17 protein-coding genes, 6 tRNA genes and 1 riboswitch are annotated in these 19,216 nt (G+C 46.4%); of the genes, 21 read left to right on the top strand and 2 right to left on the bottom strand.

All coding sequences use genetic code 11. The features are described 5' to 3' along the window. Window positions 1-114: 114 nt before the first annotated feature. The 9 genes from MAMMFC1_RS02540 (at window position 115) to MAMMFC1_RS02500 (ending at window position 4,706) form a co-directional block, all read left to right on the top strand. Entirely contained in the window at window positions 115-303 is a 189-nt protein-coding gene (locus MAMMFC1_RS02540) for an aspartyl-phosphate phosphatase Spo0E family protein (RefSeq protein ID WP_158618612.1), read from the top strand. Window positions 304-451: 148 nt separating this feature from the next. Next, window positions 452-1,747, top strand: a complete 1,296-nt coding sequence (locus MAMMFC1_RS02535; RefSeq protein ID WP_126306194.1) for a hexokinase family protein — start codon at window positions 452-454, stop codon at window positions 1,745-1,747. Between the two features lie 129 nt (window positions 1,748-1,876). Continuing rightward, window positions 1,877-1,953: transfer RNA gene (locus MAMMFC1_RS02530), tRNA-Arg, on the top strand. Between the two features lie 245 nt (window positions 1,954-2,198). Then, a riboswitch (Fluoride riboswitch) is annotated at window positions 2,199-2,260 on the top strand. A 94-nt stretch (window positions 2,261-2,354) separates the two neighbouring features. Beyond that, a complete protein-coding gene (gene eno, locus MAMMFC1_RS02525; protein ID WP_126306192.1) occupies window positions 2,355-3,635 on the top strand; it encodes a phosphopyruvate hydratase in 1,281 nt (426 codons plus the stop codon). Window positions 3,636-3,664: 29 nt separating this feature from the next. After that, window positions 3,665-4,138, top strand: coding sequence for an HAD family hydrolase (locus MAMMFC1_RS02520; RefSeq protein WP_126306191.1), 474 nt, complete (start codon window positions 3,665-3,667; stop codon window positions 4,136-4,138). A 160-nt stretch (window positions 4,139-4,298) separates the two neighbouring features. Then, window positions 4,299-4,374 (top strand) — tRNA-His (locus tag MAMMFC1_RS02515). A gap of 20 nt (window positions 4,375-4,394) precedes the next feature. Beyond that, window positions 4,395-4,470: transfer RNA gene (locus tag MAMMFC1_RS02510), tRNA-Gln, on the top strand. A 12-nt stretch (window positions 4,471-4,482) separates the two neighbouring features. Continuing rightward, window positions 4,483-4,558 (top strand) — tRNA-Lys (locus MAMMFC1_RS02505). Window positions 4,559-4,624: 66 nt separating this feature from the next. Then, a tRNA-Leu gene (locus tag MAMMFC1_RS02500) sits at window positions 4,625-4,706 on the top strand. A 149-nt stretch (window positions 4,707-4,855) separates the two neighbouring features. On the opposite strand, the gene MAMMFC1_RS02495 is transcribed toward MAMMFC1_RS02500, so the two are convergent. Both MAMMFC1_RS02495 and MAMMFC1_RS02490 read right to left on the bottom strand, forming a co-directional pair. Beyond that, window positions 4,856-5,203, bottom strand: a complete 348-nt coding sequence (locus MAMMFC1_RS02495; protein ID WP_232035626.1) for a hypothetical protein — start codon at window positions 5,201-5,203, stop codon at window positions 4,856-4,858. Then, window positions 5,203-6,444: a radical SAM protein gene (locus tag MAMMFC1_RS02490; RefSeq protein WP_126306189.1), complete on the bottom strand. Its 1,242-nt coding sequence runs from the start codon at window positions 6,442-6,444 to the stop codon at window positions 5,203-5,205. The genes MAMMFC1_RS02495 and MAMMFC1_RS02490 overlap by 1 nt, the downstream gene beginning before the upstream one ends. Before the next feature lie 294 nt (window positions 6,445-6,738). Between MAMMFC1_RS02490 and MAMMFC1_RS02485 the strand changes: the two genes are divergently transcribed. The 12 genes from MAMMFC1_RS02485 (at window position 6,739) to MAMMFC1_RS02430 (ending at window position 19,214) form a co-directional block, all read left to right on the top strand. Next, window positions 6,739-6,813, top strand: a tRNA-Gly gene (locus MAMMFC1_RS02485). Between the two features lie 244 nt (window positions 6,814-7,057). After that, window positions 7,058-8,341 (top strand): trigger factor, encoded by a 1,284-nt coding sequence (gene tig, locus MAMMFC1_RS02480; RefSeq protein ID WP_126306187.1) that lies wholly within the window; start codon window positions 7,058-7,060, stop codon window positions 8,339-8,341. A 31-nt stretch (window positions 8,342-8,372) separates the two neighbouring features. Further along, window positions 8,373-8,978 (top strand): ATP-dependent Clp endopeptidase proteolytic subunit ClpP, encoded by a 606-nt coding sequence (clpP, locus tag MAMMFC1_RS02475; protein ID WP_126306185.1) that lies wholly within the window; start codon window positions 8,373-8,375, stop codon window positions 8,976-8,978. Between the two features lie 12 nt (window positions 8,979-8,990). Further along, complete coding sequence (clpX, locus tag MAMMFC1_RS02470) at window positions 8,991-10,253, top strand: ATP-dependent Clp protease ATP-binding subunit ClpX (RefSeq protein ID WP_126306183.1); 1,263 nt, start codon at window positions 8,991-8,993, stop codon at window positions 10,251-10,253. 143 nt (window positions 10,254-10,396) lie between these two features. Continuing rightward, the gene (gene lonB / locus MAMMFC1_RS02465) at window positions 10,397-12,106 is read left to right on the top strand and encodes an ATP-dependent protease LonB (protein WP_126306181.1); all 1,710 of its coding nucleotides are present in this window, start codon (window positions 10,397-10,399) and stop codon (window positions 12,104-12,106) included. A 168-nt stretch (window positions 12,107-12,274) separates the two neighbouring features. Next, window positions 12,275-14,587 (top strand): endopeptidase La, encoded by a 2,313-nt coding sequence (gene lon, locus MAMMFC1_RS02460; RefSeq protein WP_126306179.1) that lies wholly within the window; start codon window positions 12,275-12,277, stop codon window positions 14,585-14,587. Further along, the gene (yihA, locus tag MAMMFC1_RS02455) at window positions 14,584-15,219 is read left to right on the top strand and encodes a ribosome biogenesis GTP-binding protein YihA/YsxC (protein ID WP_126306177.1); all 636 of its coding nucleotides are present in this window, start codon (window positions 14,584-14,586) and stop codon (window positions 15,217-15,219) included. The genes lon and yihA overlap by 4 nt, the downstream gene beginning before the upstream one ends. 314 nt (window positions 15,220-15,533) lie before the next feature. Beyond that, complete coding sequence (gene ahbA / locus MAMMFC1_RS02450) at window positions 15,534-15,983, top strand: siroheme decarboxylase subunit alpha (RefSeq protein ID WP_126310403.1); 450 nt, start codon at window positions 15,534-15,536, stop codon at window positions 15,981-15,983. Between the two features lie 11 nt (window positions 15,984-15,994). Next, entirely contained in the window at window positions 15,995-16,480 is a 486-nt protein-coding gene (gene ahbB / locus MAMMFC1_RS02445; protein WP_126306175.1) for a siroheme decarboxylase subunit beta, read from the top strand. Between the two features lie 146 nt (window positions 16,481-16,626). Continuing rightward, window positions 16,627-17,703 (top strand): ferredoxin oxidoreductase, encoded by a 1,077-nt coding sequence (locus MAMMFC1_RS02440; RefSeq protein ID WP_126306173.1) that lies wholly within the window; start codon window positions 16,627-16,629, stop codon window positions 17,701-17,703. Window positions 17,704-17,723: 20 nt separating this feature from the next. Continuing rightward, window positions 17,724-18,494: a thiamine pyrophosphate-dependent enzyme gene (locus MAMMFC1_RS02435; protein WP_126306171.1), complete on the top strand. Its 771-nt coding sequence runs from the start codon at window positions 17,724-17,726 to the stop codon at window positions 18,492-18,494. Window positions 18,495-18,497: 3 nt separating this feature from the next. Then, window positions 18,498-19,214 carry a 2-oxoacid:acceptor oxidoreductase family protein gene (locus tag MAMMFC1_RS02430; protein ID WP_126306169.1) on the top strand — a complete coding sequence of 239 codons (717 nt, stop codon included), beginning with the start codon at window positions 18,498-18,500 and terminating at the stop codon, window positions 19,212-19,214. Window positions 19,215-19,216 lie beyond the last annotated feature (2 nt).

Here is a 19,216-nt window from a genome sequence, read left to right as displayed (position 1 = left end):
AAAAATATCGATCAAAGAAACATTTTATACTTCCAATAAACAACAATAATGGTTTATAATGTTACAAGGTAACTGAATGCGCCATTTCCAGCAGAAAGGGTTGATAAAGACAAAGTGTCTGAAATTATCAATAGGGTCGAAGAAATTGAAACTCTTAGGGAGAAGCTTCATCGGCTGGTGGAACAGAAGGGATTCTCCAATCCGGAGGTAATCGCTGCAAGCCAGAAACTTGATAGGGTCATTGATCAATATCATAAGCTTGTTAAGGAGCGTCAGCACAATTCTTACGTTCATCCTGCTTGAAGATCTGGGTAGCCGCATTCAGTAATCCTTAATCTTTTATTAATTTGTGTTTTAATGCAAAATTATTAAATTATTATATAGATATTATGGAAAAGGTGATAAGATGATAAGAGTTTAACTTGCCTTAGGTTGGAGGGAGTTGGATTCAATGAAAGCTTTGTCTGATGCTTTACAGACCATTACGCCTAAATTTACACTCACTACAAGTATGTTGCATTCTATCGCGTCTGATTTGCAACGATCAATGATTGATGGATTGAGCGACAAGCCGAGTTGTTTAAAGATGTTGCCCTCTTATCTGGCCAATCCTGACGGCACGGAAAAAGGCGTATTTATTGCCATTGACTTTGGCGGTACTAACGTACGGGTACTTAAGGTATGCATTGCCGGACAGGGCGGATTTAAAATTGCTGACAGAAGAGGATTTCCGCTGAAAGATGCTGCTGCCGGCTACGATTATACTTCTGTGGAAACAAGTGCCGAAGATTTGTTTGACTTTATTGCCGGACAAATTGGTGAAATAGCGGCTGAAACAAATAACGGCGTTTATCCGCTTGGATTTACCTTCTCTTATCCTTGCGCCCAGCATGGAGCGAACCACGCTGTACTGATTAGCTGGAGTAAGGAAATAAGAACAACCGGCGTAGAGGGTAAAGATGTGGGCGACCTGCTTGAACAGGCTCTTAAACGCCAAAAAGTCGAGCATGTGCGGCCTGTAGCCATCATCAACGATACAGTAGGCACACTGCTAACCGCGGCTTATACTGACAGGGGCGCTGATGTGGGGTGTATATGCGGAACAGGGCATAATACCTGTTATCTGGAGCCGGCCCATCCCCTAACCGGTAGACCCATGATCGTCAATATTGAATCGGGAAATTTTGCCGGTGTGCCGCGGAATGAATATGATCTGATACTGGACGGAGAGAGTGAGCGGCCTGGTACTCAGCATCTGGAAAAAATGGTAAGCGGCCATTATCTGGGTGAAATTGTCCGCTTGACGGTGAAGGATTACTTGGGCGGTGACGCTCTGTCTTATACGCTGCAAGGCGGTGACGTGGCCGCTATTGTTGCAGATTTTACCGACGAACTTAGACATATTGCGAAAGTGGCTGAAGAACAACTCGGGCTTGGGGAACTTAATATTGCCGATTTGAAGTTTATTCAGGATGTGACTAAACTAATAGTTATCCGGTCGGCCAGACTGGTTGCTTCTATTTTGGCCGGAGTAATCGGATATCTTGACCCGGATTTGGATAAAGCGCATACAGTCGCTATTGATGGTTCCTTGTATGAAAAAATGCCTGGGTATGCTGACTACCTGCGTGGGGCTTTGGACGAAGTTTTGCCGGAAAACAGAGTAATAATTCGGCTTACCAAAGATGGTTCGGGAGTTGGGGCGGCGATAGCCGCTGCTACTGCTTGTGATTCGGTTGAGATATAACGCTTCTGGTTATAGTCCGGAGCCATTCTTGCCATTTCCCTTGGCAAGAACTGTAATTATTTTTTATGGACAATATGTTGACAATCCATGTTGTAAGTAATATAATATGCAAGTAGTTAATTCACAAGCGACTCCGTAGCTCAGCTGGATAGAGCGTTTGACTACGAATCAAAAGGCCGCGTGTTCGAATCACGCCGGGGTCACCATAGATATTTCAAGGGTTTTACGAGGTTTTCGTAAAGCTCTTTTTTGTTTCACAGCAGTTTTACAACAACGCGGCAGAAACTGCATTTTCTGAAACTTTAATTTAGTGGGAGCAAGCCACGGTTTTTCATATGAAGTGTCAGCCCTTACTGGGTAAAAGACTAGTGTCAGACCGGCCTGGGCGGTATTTTGCACAGCAGGTTTCTATTGACGTTGAATCCGGCAGGCTGGTATAATAAAACTATATCGAAATAGCGGCGATGGAGTTCGCCTGAACCCCGTGCAAACGGTAATGACTCCTACCACGTACGTGGTAGGAGTCTGTTTTTTAATGGCACGGTTGCTGGTTGGCAATAAGCTTTGTGCATAAACTAGATGGAAGAAAGCAAAGGAGGAATTCATCATGAGCAGCGAGATCGTCAATGTAAATGCGTTAGAAATTTTGGATTCGCGCGGTAACCCGACCATTCGGGTAAACGTGGAACTGGCCAGCGGCGTCCGGGCGTCGGCTTCGGTGCCGTCAGGAGCGTCCACCGGCGAAAATGAGGCGCTGGAACTTAGGGACGGCGACCAGGCCCGCTACGGCGGCAAGGGTGTTTTGCAGGCGGTGGCCAATGTGAAAGAGCGCATTGCGCCTAAACTCATCGGGCGAAATGCTGGTGATCAGGAGGGGATTGACCGGTTGCTGATCGACCTGGACGGCACACCAACCAAAGCTAATCTAGGGGCCAATGCCATTCTTGGCGTTTCCATGGCGGTGGCCCGGGCGGCGGCTAGCGACCAGGGACTGCCACTGTATGCGTACCTGGGCGGCGCGGCGGCAGTGCGCCTGCCGGTGCCGATGATGAACATTTTAAACGGCGGCAAGCATGCCGACAATAGTGTGGACTTTCAGGAGTTTATGGTTATGCCGATTGGTGCGCCGACTTTTGCCAAAGCACTGCAGTATGGTGTGGAAACCTTCCATGCCTTAAAAAAAATCCTGGGTAAGCAGGGCTATGCCACCAGCGTTGGCGACGAAGGCGGTTTTGCGCCTAACTTAAAGAGCAACGAGGAGGCCTGCGAGCTGATTATTGGAGCCATCCAGGCGGCGGGCTATGTGCCGGGCGTGGATATTGCCCTGGCTCTCGACCCGGCCGCCAGTTCGTTTTATGAGAATGGAAAGTACCATTTGACCAAGTCGGGGCAAGGTGTAAAGAGCAGCAGCGAAATGACGGCGCTCTACAAAACCTGGGCCCCCAAATACTACCTGGTTTCCCTAGAAGACGGCCTGGCGGAAAACGACTGGGAGGGATTTCGCGAACATACGGCCGCATTAGGCTATTATCTCCAGATTGTGGGCGACGATATTTTCGTCACCAATACCAAATTTATTGCCCGCGGCATTGAGGAAAAGACCACTAATGCGGTTCTTATTAAGCTCAACCAGATCGGCACGGTGACCGAGACTATCGAGGCCATCAAGCTGTGTCGCCAGGCCGGCTGGAATTATGTGATTTCCCACCGTTCCGGCGAGACGGAGGATACCTTCCTGGCCGACTTTGCCGTGGCCATGGGCGGCGGTCAGATCAAGACCGGTTCGGCTTGCCGCAGCGAGCGGATTGCCAAATACAACCGCCTGCTGGAGATTGAGGCTGAACTAGGCGATAAAGCCGTCTTTCAAAATTCCTTTGCCGCAAAATAACAAGTGGTAATAAAGGGAGAGTGAAAACAATGATTCCAGTACAGTTGCCCAATGGCAGACAGTATGAATTCCGCCATGTTGTGTTTGATTATAACGGGACGCTGGCCGAGGACGGGCGTATGGCCGATGAAGTACGGCAGTTGCTGGTCGAACTGGCGGCCAAAACCCACGTGGCGGTGATTACGGCGGATACTTTCGGCTTGGCCCGCCAGGAACTGGCGGCCGTGCCGGGGGTGGAGTTGATTGTGTTAGCAGCAGACCAGGACGGGACGGAAAAAGCCCGGTGCGTCCAGGAATGGGGAGGCGAGCACACCGTGGTGGTTGGCAACGGCGTCAACGATCAGCCAATGTTTTTCATTGCCAGGTTGAAAATCTGCGTGCTGGGACCTGAAGGCGCCAGCACCGGCGTGCTGGCGGCGGCCAACATTGTGGTGCGGTCGCCGGCGGACGCCATCCGGCTGCTTTTACAACCCAAGCGGCTGATTACGACCCTGCGGACCTGATGGGGTTTTAACGAGAAGGCTACGCGGGAGAGGAGGGGGCACTGGGTGCTTTTCTGTGGTCATACTCACCTGAGAAACTTATGCGAATGGCTTGACATGAATATATGGGTGTGATAGAATAAATTTCGTCGTCAGGCGGTAATGCCGGCGAGATGATATGGTGGCTATGGTGAAGTGGTCAACACGGCGGATTGTGGCTCCGTTATTCGAGGGTTCGAATCCCTCTAGTCACCCCAAGTTTTGTCAAGTTTTATAAAGGGGCGTAGCCAAGTCGGTAAGGCAACGGACTTTGACTCCGTCATGCGTTGGTTCGAGTCCAGCCGCCCCTGCCATTGTGACATTGTGACCCACTAGCTCAGTCGGTAGAGCACCTGACTTTTAATCAGGGTGTCCCGCGTTCGAGTCGCGGGTGGGTCACCATTTATTTCCTCTGGATTGACAGTGATATGATACTGTGCTATTATATCTCAAGCAGTTATACCCGATGCGGGAGTGGCGGAATGGCAGACGCACCAGATTTAGGATCTGGCGGGAAACCGTGGGGGTTCAAGTCCCTTCTCCCGCACCAATTATGAGAATTACCAGGCTCGCGGGATTTTGATCCCGGAGTCTTTTTAAACGTCTATCCGGCTGGCGGGTAGACGCTTATTTTTTGTTGCATATTGTTATGGCCAAAAATAAAATTGACGCCGCAAAATGGGCGTCAATTTTCTCAGTTTAGAAGGGGTAACACGGCCGCTGCCCTGTACGGGGCCAGCATTGGTTCGGGCTGCACTGACGGGGCGAGCACCAGCGGTCCGGGTTGCATTGACGGGGCGAGCACCAGCGGTTTGGGTTGCACTGACGGGGCGAGCACCAGCGGTTCGGGTTGCATTGACGGGGCGAACACCAGCGGTTCGGGTTGCACTGGCGGGGCGAGCAAGGACGATTAGGCGAGCAAGGGGTCCATGAAGGGCGGCAGCCTATTTGTCTTTCCTCAAAATCTATGTCGTCGTCCTCTTCATAATCCCATTCATCCATTTCCGGATCTTCCCATTTTGGAGCTTTAAATCTGTTGTCAGCCATTATGCTTTCTCCTCCCATTTTCCTTCATAAGGATTATATAGGCATTCTTGTGCAGGCGCCAACCAGCGTTTTTCAGGGTCCATGCCCTGAGCCAGCGGGCGGCAGTCAGGACAGGCGTAACGATATTCACAGTCCTTGCATTTCTCTATGTGGTCTTTGGTTGTGCACCAGCAGGCAGCTAGTGATTGCCTGTTAAGTATTTCTGCTAAAGGTGAATGAAGTATATTGCCGCATACCTGCTGTCTTGCAAATATGCATGGAATAACGTCGCCGCTTGAAGTAACAGCTATTTTTCCATGCAGGCAAGCGTGACGGATCTGTGCTGCCAGGAATGTATCCAAATCGGTATAAAATGGTGGCTTAATAGGGTTTTTTTTGAAAGTAGTGGGGAGCAGGTCTTTATCATCCCCCCGCCCTGTCGGACGGACCACATCCGGAGGCGAAGCTTCCAGACCCAATTCTTCATAAAGATGCATTATGTTTTCTGCTTCATGTTCATTTGCTTTCATAATGATTGAGGCGAGCCGAAGCGGAATACCGGCGGCAATAATTTTGCGGATTGCCGTCAAAGTTTTAGTGAAGCTGCCCGCGTGTTGAGTTACCATATCATGAACTTCCGGTTTACTGGCATAAATTGTGGTTGCAATACTGACATTATGTTTTTTGAAAAATTCAATACAGGAGTCGTTAATTAGGGTGGCATTGCTAAAAATCTCAATGACATCGTATTTTTCCTGGTACGCTTTCGTGACGAGTTCTTTCCAGGCTGGGTACATAAGAGGTTCACCGCCAATGAATTGAATCGCATCAGCACCTGCCTGCCGGGCCTCGGCAATTAGCGATAACCAGCGCTCGTGAGGAACAAGGTCGTTCTTTATGGTTGGGCCGCTGGATGAATAGCAATGCAAGCATTTGTTATTGCAGGAAGACGTTAGCTCTAGCCAAAGAAATTCCAGCTTATTAGGCGCTGCGGCAGGAACAGCCGGTTTAATCCGATTGGGTGGGTCGGTAAAATAGCCTCCCAATCCTTTGGAAGTCAGGCTATCAAAAAAAGACAGAAAACGTTTGTTTTCAGAGAGGCTAGTATCCAACAGATCATCTACAGGAGCTTCCTGGCAGGCATCTAAGAGTTCAACAGCTCCTTTGTTTATGGAATAGACCTTCCCTGATGTGAAATCATATATCGCGCCCCGCGAATATCCTTTTACCAGCGCACAATGGTCTTGCAGGCGGTAGTACAATTGCGGATCCCCCTTTGCTAGGGCTTGATGTCAAGCCGGGATATATCCTCATAAGGCAGAGGAAACCCTGTTAATTTTTAGTTTCTGCCTTTGTACATAATATGCTGAAGTGTTATCAAGTGTCATAAAAAAAACCTTCGATTTTGTAAATCAACTCCTATTTAATTGCTAAACTTACCAAGTTCGATAGAATAGTTTTATATTCGCAATTTATTGACAAAATGTATTCATAGGTGTATAATAACATTCGTTGTCGGGATATTGCATTTATTGCATTTAAATGTGAAAAGATATGCGGAAGTAGCTCAGTGGTAGAGCATCGCCTTGCCAAGGCGAGGGTCGCGAGTTCGAATCTCGTTTTCCGCTCCATATTAATATATAAACCCAGCAGAATAGCTGGGTTTTTTACATGTTATCTTGTTTTTGGTGTACAATTATGGTATGATATGATGCATGACATACTGCGGCTTCGTGGTGAACGTATTAGAGAAATATACGGGACGTTTTTAAAAGGACCAATGAAATATGACAATAATGGGTATACTGCTATGTATTGGCTCTTGGTTGACCTGGCCGATGTCGCACCTAATTTCATAAGGAGGATACAGTATAAATGAAGGTAACTGCGGAAAAAATTGACAATCATAAAACCGTGCTCAATTTAGAGATCCCGCAAACTGAAGTTGCGAAAGCTATGGAGAAGGCTTATCAAAAACTTGCTAATCAGGTGAACATACCAGGCTTCCGTAAAGGAAAAGCTCCGCGCAAAATACTTGAAATGCATCTGGGAAAAGAAGCAATATTGGATGAGACTTTTGAAATCCTGGCGCCTGAAGCATATGCCAAAGCCCTGCAGGAACAGGATATTGACCCGGTTAGCCGTCCGGAAATTGAAGTTGTCACTTTGGAAGAGAATCAGCCACTTATTTTTAAAGCTACAGTTGTTAAAAAGCCAACTGTAACTTTAGGTGAATATAAAGGTCTTAGCGTAGCTAAAACTGTTGTCGAGATCAATGAGTCTGACATCGCCAGCGAATTAGAAAAACTTCGTTTGCGGCACTCGAAAATGGTAGTGGTGGAAGACGCCGAGCTTACGCAAGGCGACTTGGCTATTATTGACTTCAAAGGGTACGTTGATGGAGTACCTTTTGAGGGGGGAGAAGGCAAAAGCTACCCGCTTGAGATCGGATCCGGCAGTTTTATCCCGGGTTTTGAAGATCAAATGGTTGGCGCCAAAGTCGGGGAAGAACGTGAAGTGATTGTAACTTTTCCAGCAGATTATTTTGTTGCTGATCTCGCGGGTAAAGAGGCTAAGTTTATCGTCAACATTCATGATATTAAACGGAAAGAATTACCTGAACTTGACGATGAATTTGCCAAAGAAGTCAGTCAATTTGACACCTTGGAGGAATTAAAAGCAGATATAAAGAATAAGCTAGAACAGGCTGCAGAACAAAAGGCTGATCGCGAGTTTCGGGCGGCAGCCATCAAAATGGCAGTGGAAAATGCCCAATTGGAAGTACCCGAGGTCATGACCGAGAATCAAATTGACAATATGATTCAAGATTTAGATATTAATTTACAAACTCGTGGCATGAAACTCGAGAAATATATGGAATATACTAAAATGGATATGGAAGGACTTCGGAATAGCTATCGTGAAGCTGCCGCGTACAACGTCAAGACCGATTTGGTTCTGGAAGCTATTGTAAAAACGGAAGACCTTACCTACTCTACGGAGGAACTTAACAGCGAAATTATAGCCATGGCTGATTCATACCGGACTACTCCCGAAGAAGTTGCCAAGGCAATTCGCGATACCGGGCGGCTTCAAGCGCTGCAGGCGTCTGTACTTCGCAAGAAAGCCGCTCAACTGATCATCGACAGTGTAGCTTAGTAAGAAATATTTTATCCGAGGTGATTTTCAAATGCCTTATGTACCAATAGTAGTAGAGCAGTCCAGCCGCGGTGAACGCGCCTATGACATTTATTCCCGGTTATTAAAAGACCGTATTGTATTTATTGGCGGTCCTATTGACGACAATGTGGCGAATCTGTTTATTGCCCAACTGTTGTTTTTGGAGTCTGAAGATCCTGAAAAGGATATTCATGTATACATTAATAGTCCGGGAGGAGTAGTAACTGCTGCCTTAGCAATGTATGACACCATGCAATACGTCAAGCCTGATGTAACCACTACTTGCATGGGACTAGCCGCCAGTGCGGGCGCTTTGCTTCTTGCCGCCGGCGCCAAGGGCAAACGCTTTGCCCTTCCCCATTCGCGGGTAATGATCCATCAACCGGCTGGCGGGGCGCAGGGACAAGCAACTGATATTGAAATACAGGCGCGTGAAATTCTCAGGTTGCGTGAGATTTTGAATGGGATTCTTGTTGATCATACCGGCCAACCTTTGGACCGTGTCCAACAAGATACTGAGCGAGATTTCTTTATGTCCAGTGAACAGGCAAAAGATTACGGTCTCATTGATTCAGTTATCGTACGTGGTGAGAGACAAAAGGAGACTCCCAAATAGAGAGGTGGTAATATGTTGAAATTTGGGGATGACCGGGGTCAACTTAAGTGCTCATTTTGCGGCAAGCTCCAGGAACAGGTAAAGAAACTGGTGGCGGGACCGGGAGTATATATCTGTGATGAGTGCATTGAGTTGTGCAATGAGATTATCGAAGAGGAACTAAGCGAGGATATTGAAGTAGAACTGCGCGATGTTCCAAAACCGAAAGAAATAAACGATATACTAGACCAATATGTTATTGGTCAGGAAGAAGCTAAAAAGACGCTGGCTGTAGCGGTATACAACCACTACAAGCGGATAAATCTGGGTGCCAAGATGGATGATGTTGAATTGCAGAAGTCCAATATTGTTATGCTTGGCCCTACCGGGAGCGGCAAAACGCTTCTTGCTCAGACTTTAGCAAAAATCTTAAATGTTCCTTTTGCCGTTGCCGATGCTACATCACTGACTGAGGCCGGTTACGTCGGCGAGGATGTGGAAAATATACTGCTTAAACTGATTCAGGCGGCAGACTATGACGTGGAAAAAGCTGAAAAAGGTATTGTATACATCGATGAGATCGATAAAATCGCCCGTAAATCAGAAAACCCTTCTATTACCCGGGATGTTTCCGGTGAAGGTGTACAGCAGGCGCTTCTTAAAATCTTGGAAGGAACGGTTGCCAGCGTTCCACCACAAGGTGGGCGTAAACATCCGCACCAGGAATTTATCCAGATTGACACTACCAATATATTGTTTATTTGCGGCGGTGCTTTCGACGGTATTGAGAAAATTATCGGCGCCCGTACCGGTAAAAAGAATATGGGTTTCGGCGCTGAAATCAAGAGCAAGGAAAAGAAACAGGTTGGCGAGATTTTAAAACAAATTTTGCCTGAGGACCTTCTTAGGTTCGGCCTTATTCCCGAGTTTGTCGGTCGTTTGCCTGTGATTGTGACTCTTGACGCTCTTGACGAAGAGGCATTAGTGCGTATTTTAGTTGAACCTAAAAATGCGCTTGTCAAGCAATATCAAAAATTCTTGGAGATCGACAACGTGCAGCTTGAATTTAAGGAAGAAGCTCTACGGGCGATTGCTCAAGAGGCATTGAAGCGCAATACCGGGGCACGTGGTCTTAGGGCCATCATTGAAGGCATTATGCGTAATGTCATGTATGAAGTGCCTTCCCGTACGGATATAGCGAAGTGCGTTGTAACCAGAGAAGTGGTAATCAATAAGGAAGAGCCCATGCTGGTTGCAGTTGAAAGAAAAAATAAGAAAAAAGAAGAATCAGCATAGATAATAGATAATAGATAGTAGAGAGGAGCCGGCCGGCTCCCTTTTTTTTCAGCTTTTTCCCAGGATAAAAACGTTTCGTTTGCCAATACTAGAGCTATGATAAGACACTTTTTAAGTTGTCGGGGGAAGGAGGTAAAAGAATTTTGGATTATGCCGTCAATATCATTAGTTTTATCCAGTTATTCTTCGCGATCGTTATCGGACTGTACTTTTGGAACCTCTTAAGGTCGCAGCAAGGAAACCGGGTGGCGGTGGAACGAGAATCCAAAAAAGAAATGGATAAGCTCCACAAAATGCGGGAGATTTCCTTAAGCGAGCCATTGGCGGAAAAAACCAGACCTGCTGATTTTACAGAAATTGTGGGCCAGGAGGAGGGACTTAAAGCCCTGCGGGCGGCCTTATGCGGGTCGAATCCTCAACATGTGCTGATTTATGGTCCGCCAGGGGTGGGAAAAACTGCGGCAGCCCGGCTGGTTTTGAATGAGGCTAAGCATAATTTTTTTTCTCCGTTTAAGATGGCAGCTAAGTTTATTGAACTGGATGCTACCACGGCGCGATTTGATGAGCGTGGCATTGCGGATCCTTTAATCGGAACAGTGCATGATCCCATTTATCAAGGTGCGGGTCAACTGGGGATGGCCGGAATTCCTCAGCCTAAACCCGGGGCAGTGACTAAAGCTCATGGTGGTATACTTTTCATAGATGAAATCGGTGAACTCCATCACATACAAATGAATAAACTATTAAAGGTGCTGGAAGACCGGAAAGTATTTCTGGAAAGTTCTTACTACAATAGTGAGGATTCCAATATTCCGCAGCATATTCACGATATTTTTCAAAACGGATTGCCGGCAGACTTTCGGCTCATCGGCGCTACTACCCGGATGCCCCACGATATACCTCCTGCCATTCGCTCAAGGTGTGTAGAAATATTTTTCCGGCCGTTGTTGCCTGATGAAATCACCCAGATTGCCCGGGGAGCAGCCCGGAAAATAAACTATGTACTGGATGAAGATGCTTTGGAAGTGATTACCAGATACGCAACGAACGGGCGGGAAGCAGTAAATATAATTCAGATTGCCGCCGGTATAGTTCAAAGCAGCGGGAATTATGAGCAACGGATCAACCGGGCTGATGTAGAATGGGTTATTAATTTCGGACAATACAATCCACGGCCGGAAAAGAAGATTGCCGGCAAACCGCAAGTGGGGGTTGCCAACGGCTTGGCGGTTTACGGAGCCAACATAGGGCTGCTGCTAGAGATTGAGGTATCCGTTGTGCCAAATGAATTGGGAACAGGAAAACTAATTGTTACCGGCGTTATTGATGAAGAAGAATTTGGCTCACCGGGAAAAACCATGAGGCGAAAAAGTATGGCTAAAGGCTCCCTTGACAATGTACTTACTGTACTTGCAAACAAGTACAATATTGACTGTCATAAATATGACATTCATGTTAACTTTCCCGGCAGTGTTCCCATAGACGGACCTTCGGCCGGCATTACAGTGGCTGCAGCCATTTATTCTGCAATTAATAATACCCCAATCGACAACACAATTGCTATGACCGGAGAAATATCCATACGGGGATTAGTAAAGCCGGTTGGCGGTGTGAGCGCTAAAGTAGTCGCCGCGAAACAGGCTGGAGCTCGTCGGGTATTGATACCCAAAGAAAACTGGCAGGAATATTTTGGCAGTATGGATATTGACGTAATAGCTGTAGAGACAATTGACGAGGTATTAAAATACGCAATGTCCTTCTATAAGGAAACGGTTCATTTTGATTCCGCTCCGGCAGTACCCAAGGTACTAGCGGCAGCGGGATTAGCCAGCATGGAAGCTAAGCCGGGATAATTCAATTCCCGGCTGTTTACATGTACGCATACATTTTATGATTTACGTGAAAGGATTTTTATTGGTTGGCTAAGAATATTTAGTATATGTGGTACCGAAAATACAACTGAAATTACAACTAAATTACCAGGTCATTGCACAGATTCAAGATTCGAAGGAGGAATATGAATGGCTAAACGCACTATTCCACTGCTGCCATTACGCGGTATTCTGGTTTTTCCATATATGATTATCCATCTTGATGTGGGGCGGGAAAAATCTATAAGTGCATTGGAAGAAGCAATGGTACAAGACCGGCTCATTATGCTGGCAACTCAGAAAGACGCTCAGAATGATACGCCTGAGCCGGAGGATATCTTTTCAATTGGTACAGTTGCCGAGATTAAGCAACTGTTAAAATTGCCTGGTGGCACAATTCGCGTTCTTGTTGAAGGATTACACCGGGCTGAAATAGAGGAATTTGTCAGCTTTGAGCCTTTTTATCAGGTAGCAATACAAGAATTTACTGAAGTTGAAACCAAGACGCCTGAAATTGAAGCATTAACCCGTACGGTTATTAACCAATTTGAACAATGGGTGAAGCTTAGTAAAAAAATACCGCCGGAAACTCTTGTATCGGTTGTAGTAGTGGAGGAACCGGGCAGACTTTCCGATCTGATTGCGAGCCACCTGTCTCTTAAAATAGAAGATAAGCAAGCACTCCTGGACGCTGTCAGCGCCAATGAACGGCTGGAAAAATTATGCGAAATACTCGGACGGGAAATGGAAATTCTGGAACTTGAGAAAAAGATTCATGTTCGTGTTCGCAAGCAAATGGAGAAGACCCAAAAGGAATATTATTTGCGGGAACAGCTTAAAGCCATTCAAAAGGAATTAGGCGAAAAAGACGATCGCTCAACGGAAGTGGAAGAGTACCGTCAACGTTTGGAAGAACAAAAGCTTCCTAAAGAAGTGGCGGAAAAAATCAGCAAAGAAATTGATCGTCTCGAAAAAATGCCGCCAATGGTTGCTGAAAGCGGTGTTATTCGCACTTACCTTGACTGGTTGCTGTCTTTGCCCTGGACTACCGAAACCAATGATAGATTGGATATCAATTTAGCTGAGGAGATACTTGAGGAAGATCATTATGGTTTGGAAAAAGTCAAGGAGCGTATCTTAGAATATCTCTCAATAAGAAAACTTACTGAGAAGATGAAAGGCCCCATTCTCTGTCTCGTAGGACCACCGGGGGTTGGTAAGACATCTTTAGCCCGTTCCATAGCCAGATCAATGGAAAGAAAATTTGTCCGTGTCTCATTGGGAGGGGTGCGAGACGAAGCGGAAATTCGCGGGCATCGCCGCACCTATGTGGGAGCGCTGCCTGGTCGTATTATTCAGGGAATGCGCACAGTCGGCACCAAAAATCCGGTTTTTCTGTTAGATGAAATTGACAAAATGAGTGCTGATTTTCGCGGCGATCCTTCCGCCGCTTTGTTAGAAGTGTTAGATCCCGAGCAGAACAATAGTTTCAGTGATCATTATGTTGAATTGCCATTTGATTTATCACGGGTACTCTGGGTAGTCACCGCCAATATTATGCATAATATACCCCGGCCTCTCCTCGACAGGATGGAATTAATTACGATAGCCGGCTATACGGAGGAAGAAAAAATTGAAATTGCGAAACGTTATCTGGTTCCCAAGCAGACTGCCGACCACGGATTAACCAATGAACAGATTATTTTTTCCGAAGGTACCATTCAAAAAGTAATCCGTGATTACACCCGGGAAGCCGGTGTACGTAACCTTGAACGCAATATTGCCAATTTGTGCCGTAAAGTTGCCAGACGTATTGTGCAAGGGAAAGGCACCAGTATCAAAATAACCGCTCAAAACCTTCACACCTTCTTAGGCGCGCCCAAATTCCGTCATACTCAAGCCGAGAGAACCGATCAGATCGGCGTCGCTACCGGGTTGGCCTGGACAGAGGTGGGAGGAGATGTTTTGGCTGTGGAAATATCCACCATGAAAGGTAAGGGGAAATTGACTTTAACCGGGCAATTGGGTGAAGTCATGCAGGAGTCGGCTCAAGCCGGGTTTAGCTACATCCGCTCCCGCTCAGCAGAACTGGGTATTGACGAAGAATTTTATGAAAAAATGGATATCCATATCCATCTGCCGGAGGGTGCTATTCCGAAAGATGGTCCGTCCGCCGGCATTACTATGGCCACGGCGATTGCTTCTGCTCTTACAGGCAAGCCTGTAAGAAGTGACCTGGCCATGACCGGGGAAATTACATTACGTGGCCGGGTATTGCCTGTTGGCGGTATCAAAGAAAAAGTATTGGCTGCTCACCGTGTCGGTATAAAAAAAGTTATGTTGCCTAAGGAAAACAAGCGGGATCTGGATGAAATACCCGCCAATGTTAAGCGTAGCGTTGAATTTATTTGGGTTGAGCACATGGATGAGGTTCTAAAAGCAGCATTGGTGAGCGAAGGATGAATGATAATGATACGGAGTCATTTAATATAGTAGATGCTCAGTACGTTGCATCCGCTGTAAAGTTTGACCAGTATCCGGAGGGAGAGTTAACCGAAATAGCATTTATCGGCCGCTCTAATGTGGGCAAATCCTCTCTCATCAATTCTTTATGCCGCAGGCATGGATTAGCCCGCATCAGCTCTACTCCTGGAAAGACACAGACCCTTAATTTTTATCGACTGTCGGCAAAAACTGGAGATTTCAGGCACGATTTCTTTTTAGTTGATTTGCCGGGCTACGGCTACGCCCGTACCGGCAGGTCCGCCAGGCAGGAATGGTCCAAGTTTATTCAGGAATATTGGCTTAAATCTACGCGGCTGGTTTTGGTGTGCCAATTGATTGATATTCGGCATCCGCCTATGGCAAGTGATGTCAAGGTTTATGAATGGCTTACCACTCATAATTTACCTGTTCAAGTAGTCGCCACCAAGGCTGACAAGATAGCTAAAGGCCGGATAAAGTCCCACCTTGAAATCATTCGCAAAGAAATTAAACTAACTGCTGCAGCTAATCCAATTATTGCTTTCTCCGCGGAAAACGGGCAAGGACGGGCGGAAATTCTTGACGTTATTAGAAATATTCTGTTAAAATAATAATCAAAATTATGCTGATGGGACGGCAAGGAAGCTGTCCCATTCCTTAGTTTAGCTGTTCGCCATATATTGGACACCACAAGGAATGAAAATGGAGAACGTTTACCGCAGAGGCGCAGAGGGCGCAGAGAAACACAGAGGGAATAATTATTTATGTTTTTTCAACGTTCTTGGTTATCCATTCTCTGTGTCCCTCTGTGTTCTCTGCGTCTCTGCGGTTCCTTTGCCTTATAACGTTTAGTTTTTTAGGATAGTTCGGGCATTTGATAAGCTTAGTAATACAACTTAATTACTAACGGAGGAATAACATGCGTATGCTTACGGATTTTGATAAACATTTGCTAAATTACATTCAGACGAATTTGCCGCTTACCAGCCGGCCGTTCGCTGAAGTTGCAAAAGAGTTGGGAACTGATGAAACTACTGTGCTGGAACGTCTTGCCTGGCTTAAGTCGCACGGTTACATCCGGCGAATTGGGCCGTTTTTTGATTCGGCCCGACTAGGCTATGTCAGCACATTGGCTGCGCTTAAAGCTCCGCCGGAATGTATTCCCGCAATAGCCGCGGCGATTAACCGATATCCCGGCATTACTCATAATTATGAACGGGAAGGCGAGTATAATCTGTGGTTTACCTTGTTGACTGCCGATCAAAATCAACAAGAAAAGATATTAGATGAAATTAGAGCTATGCCCGGAGTAAGTAAATTATTGAGTTTGCCGGCGATAAAAAAGTATAAAGTCAGTGTTGAGTTTCAATTATAAGGCGGTGGCGTATGCATTTAGACGAATTAGATAAAAGAATTATTGCGGCAATGCAAGAGGATTTTCCTCTAATCGCAGAACCGTATCAGCAGTTAGCCAAAAAAATAGGCATTACGGAAGAAGAACTTTTGCTACGGTTAAATAACTTTCGTCAAGGCGGTCAAATGCGTAAGCTGGGTGCAGTACTGCGCCATAGGGAAGTGGGATATAATGCCAATGCTTTATGTGCCTGGCTTGTGCCGGAAAATAGGATTGATGAGATTAGCAGGATTATGGTTGATAATCCTGCGGTAACCCATTGCTATGCCCGCGTGACCTGTCCGGATTGGCCGTATAATTTATATACTATGATTCATGCCCGTACCCGGGACGATTGTCACAATATTGCCGGAACACTTGCAGAACTGGCGGGTCTCAATCAGTACATCATGCTTTATAGTACTCATGAGTGGAAAAAAGCCAGTATGAGATATTTCCCGGAATACGCCGATAGTTAGAAGGTTGGCAGCAGATTGGCAGCAGATTGTGTAAACAAATAAAATATAATTTTTTGTAAAGACTAAACCATATGTCAATATGTCAAGGCGCTCACACGGAGTATATATAGTGGTACTAAAGGCGACTATCATCGGGAGGTGCTCTTATGGCCGAGGTTTCACTACAAGGTGAACAAAGAGTATTTATGACAGGTAATGAGGTGTGTGCATGGGCTGCTATTGCCGCTAAAGCAGACATTATGTACGGCTATCCAATCACACCGCAAAATGAAATTATGCACTATTGGACACGGCTTGCGCCTAAGTACGGCAAACGGTTCCTGCAAACGGAGGATGAGATCTCCGCCGGTTTTACTACCCTTGGCGGCGTTATTTCCGGTAGAAAAGCTTTTACTGCTACCGCCGGTCCTGGTAATGTATTAATGCAGGAATCGGCAGGCATGGCCGAAATGATGCGTCTGCCTATTGTTTACATTATCCAGCAGCGTGGCGGCCCCTCTACTGCAACTGTTATTTACGCGCAGCAGGAAACTACTCTTACAACCTTTGGCGGCAACGGTGAAGGTCATCGTATCGTATACTCCACCGCTACTCACCAAGAACTGTTTGATTATACGATTAAAGCTTTTAATGCAGCATGGACTTATCATTTTCCAGTGTTCATCCTGGGTGACGGTTATCAGGCTAAAATGCGTGAGCCGCTGACAATTTATGATCCGGAAGAGAAAGGCATAAAACTGGTAAAACCTGAAGCGATCTTAGGTGATACGGCCAACCCCGGCCGGGTTGTTAAACATATTCGCAACACTTATAACACCGAAGATGAACTTTATGAAGTTGTTATGGCCAACCAACGCGATTGGGAAGCTATGGCTGCCAAGGCTGTGGAGTGGGATGCGCAAGGCTGTGAAGACGCCGACGTTATCCTTGTTACGCACGGCATTGTTTCCCGTGCCGCCCTAACCGCTTACAACCAGCTTCGGGCTCAAGGCAAAAAAGTCGGCTTTTTTCGCCCGATCACTGTTCGCCCGTTTCCGGGTCAGCAACTCCGGGAAGCTAGCAAAGGCGCAAAGATTTTGTTGCTGGCTGAGTCTGCGTACGGTCAGCTGCTCAAGCTGGTACAAACCGAAATCTATGGCAGTAGTATCGGAATTGTACCGTTGCTCAGACCGGGTGTTGGTATCACCACCGAAGAAATTATCGCAGCATATAACAAACTGTAAGAGCAGGATGGAGGAACAATATGCAAGAATTGAAAGAAAATAATATTCTTCAGCCAGCCATGCCTAAAAGCTGGAATGAAGAAACGAAAGCACATAAATTTTGTCCCGGTTGTGGACATGGTATTATTCTGAAATGCCTGGGTGAGGTTATTGACGAATTGGGTCTTAAAGACAAAATGGTTTTCGGCTGCGACATCGGTTGCTCGTTGTTGGCATGGGATTTTTTCAATGTTGACACCGTACAAACCCACCATGGCCGTACAACTCCGGTAATCACCGGTATGAAGCGGGCCAATACCGACATTATCGGTGTTGCTTACATGGGTGACGGCGGCGGCTATGCAATCGGCTCCCAGCACCTTTTCAACGCTGCTGTCCGTGGGGAAAAGATAACCATTATTCTCTGCAACAACTGTAACTATGGTATGACCGGCGGTCAAATGGCTCCCACTACTCTGCCTGGTATGAAAACCGAGACTACGCCTTATGGCCGCGATGTGGAACAAGCCGGTTATCCCACCAAAGGACCGGAAATGGTTGCAGTTGTTGCTCCTGAGGGCGCATATGTAGCCCGCGGTACTATTGCCAACCCGCGGCAAATGAAAGGCTTTCTTAAAAAAGCTCTTCAAAATCAAATCGAAGGCAAGGGGATCTCTTTTGTCGAGTGCTTGTCCTCCTGCCCGACCAACTGGCGTACAAACGCTAAACAAACTTGGGAATTTATTGAGAAGGACATGACTCAATTTTTCAAAGTCGGCGAACTCAGAACACCGCAAGCAAAGGAGGGCTAATCTGTGGCAAAACTGGTTAAAATTGCTATAGCCGGTGAAGGCGGCCAAGGCGTTCAGGCCGTTGCCGAGATTTTGGCGGAAGCTGCTAATGAAGAGGGTAAGAACGCCTTATATATCCCCAACTTTGGTGTTGAACAGCGTGGTGGCGTGTCTATTGCTTTTGTGCAAGTCAGTGACGGACAGATTGGTGCTCCCAAGTTTCAAAAAGCCGATATTCTGATTCCGGTAAGTCCGCGGGCGGTAAAACGTACGAAAATGTATGCCGGAAAAGATACTATATACATTTACGATAACTCTCTGATCACCGAAGGGGAAGTAAAAGACAATATTGTAGGTCTTCAGTACTTTGACGTTACTCCGCCTTCCCCGACTGCCAGTGAGCCCAATGCCGACCTGCAACAAGATTTAATTGCCGGTGAGCCGAAGACTGCTTCTTTCACTCGTCCCGGCGCGGGCGTTGATCCTGCTGATATTCCGGCAATTAACAAAGTTATTGCTATTCCCGCTAACGATATTGCCAAAAATGAGCTGCAGCCGCGGGTATTCAACATCATAATCCTTGGTGCAGTTATCGCGGCCACTGAATTACTGCCTCTTGACAGTATTAAAAAAGCTATCGAAACTAGACTGGGAGACAAGTTTGAAACCAATCCGAAACTTCGTGATATGAATTACCAAGCTTTGGAACGCGGCTATCAACTTGTTAAGAGCGTAATGTAAGG

This window comes from Methylomusa anaerophila, assembly GCF_003966895.1.
Taxonomy (GTDB): domain Bacteria; phylum Bacillota; class Negativicutes; order Sporomusales; family Sporomusaceae; genus Methylomusa; species Methylomusa anaerophila.
The sequence above is the reverse complement of the archived record's forward strand: the minus strand, read 5'-3'. Positions and strand labels throughout refer to the sequence as shown.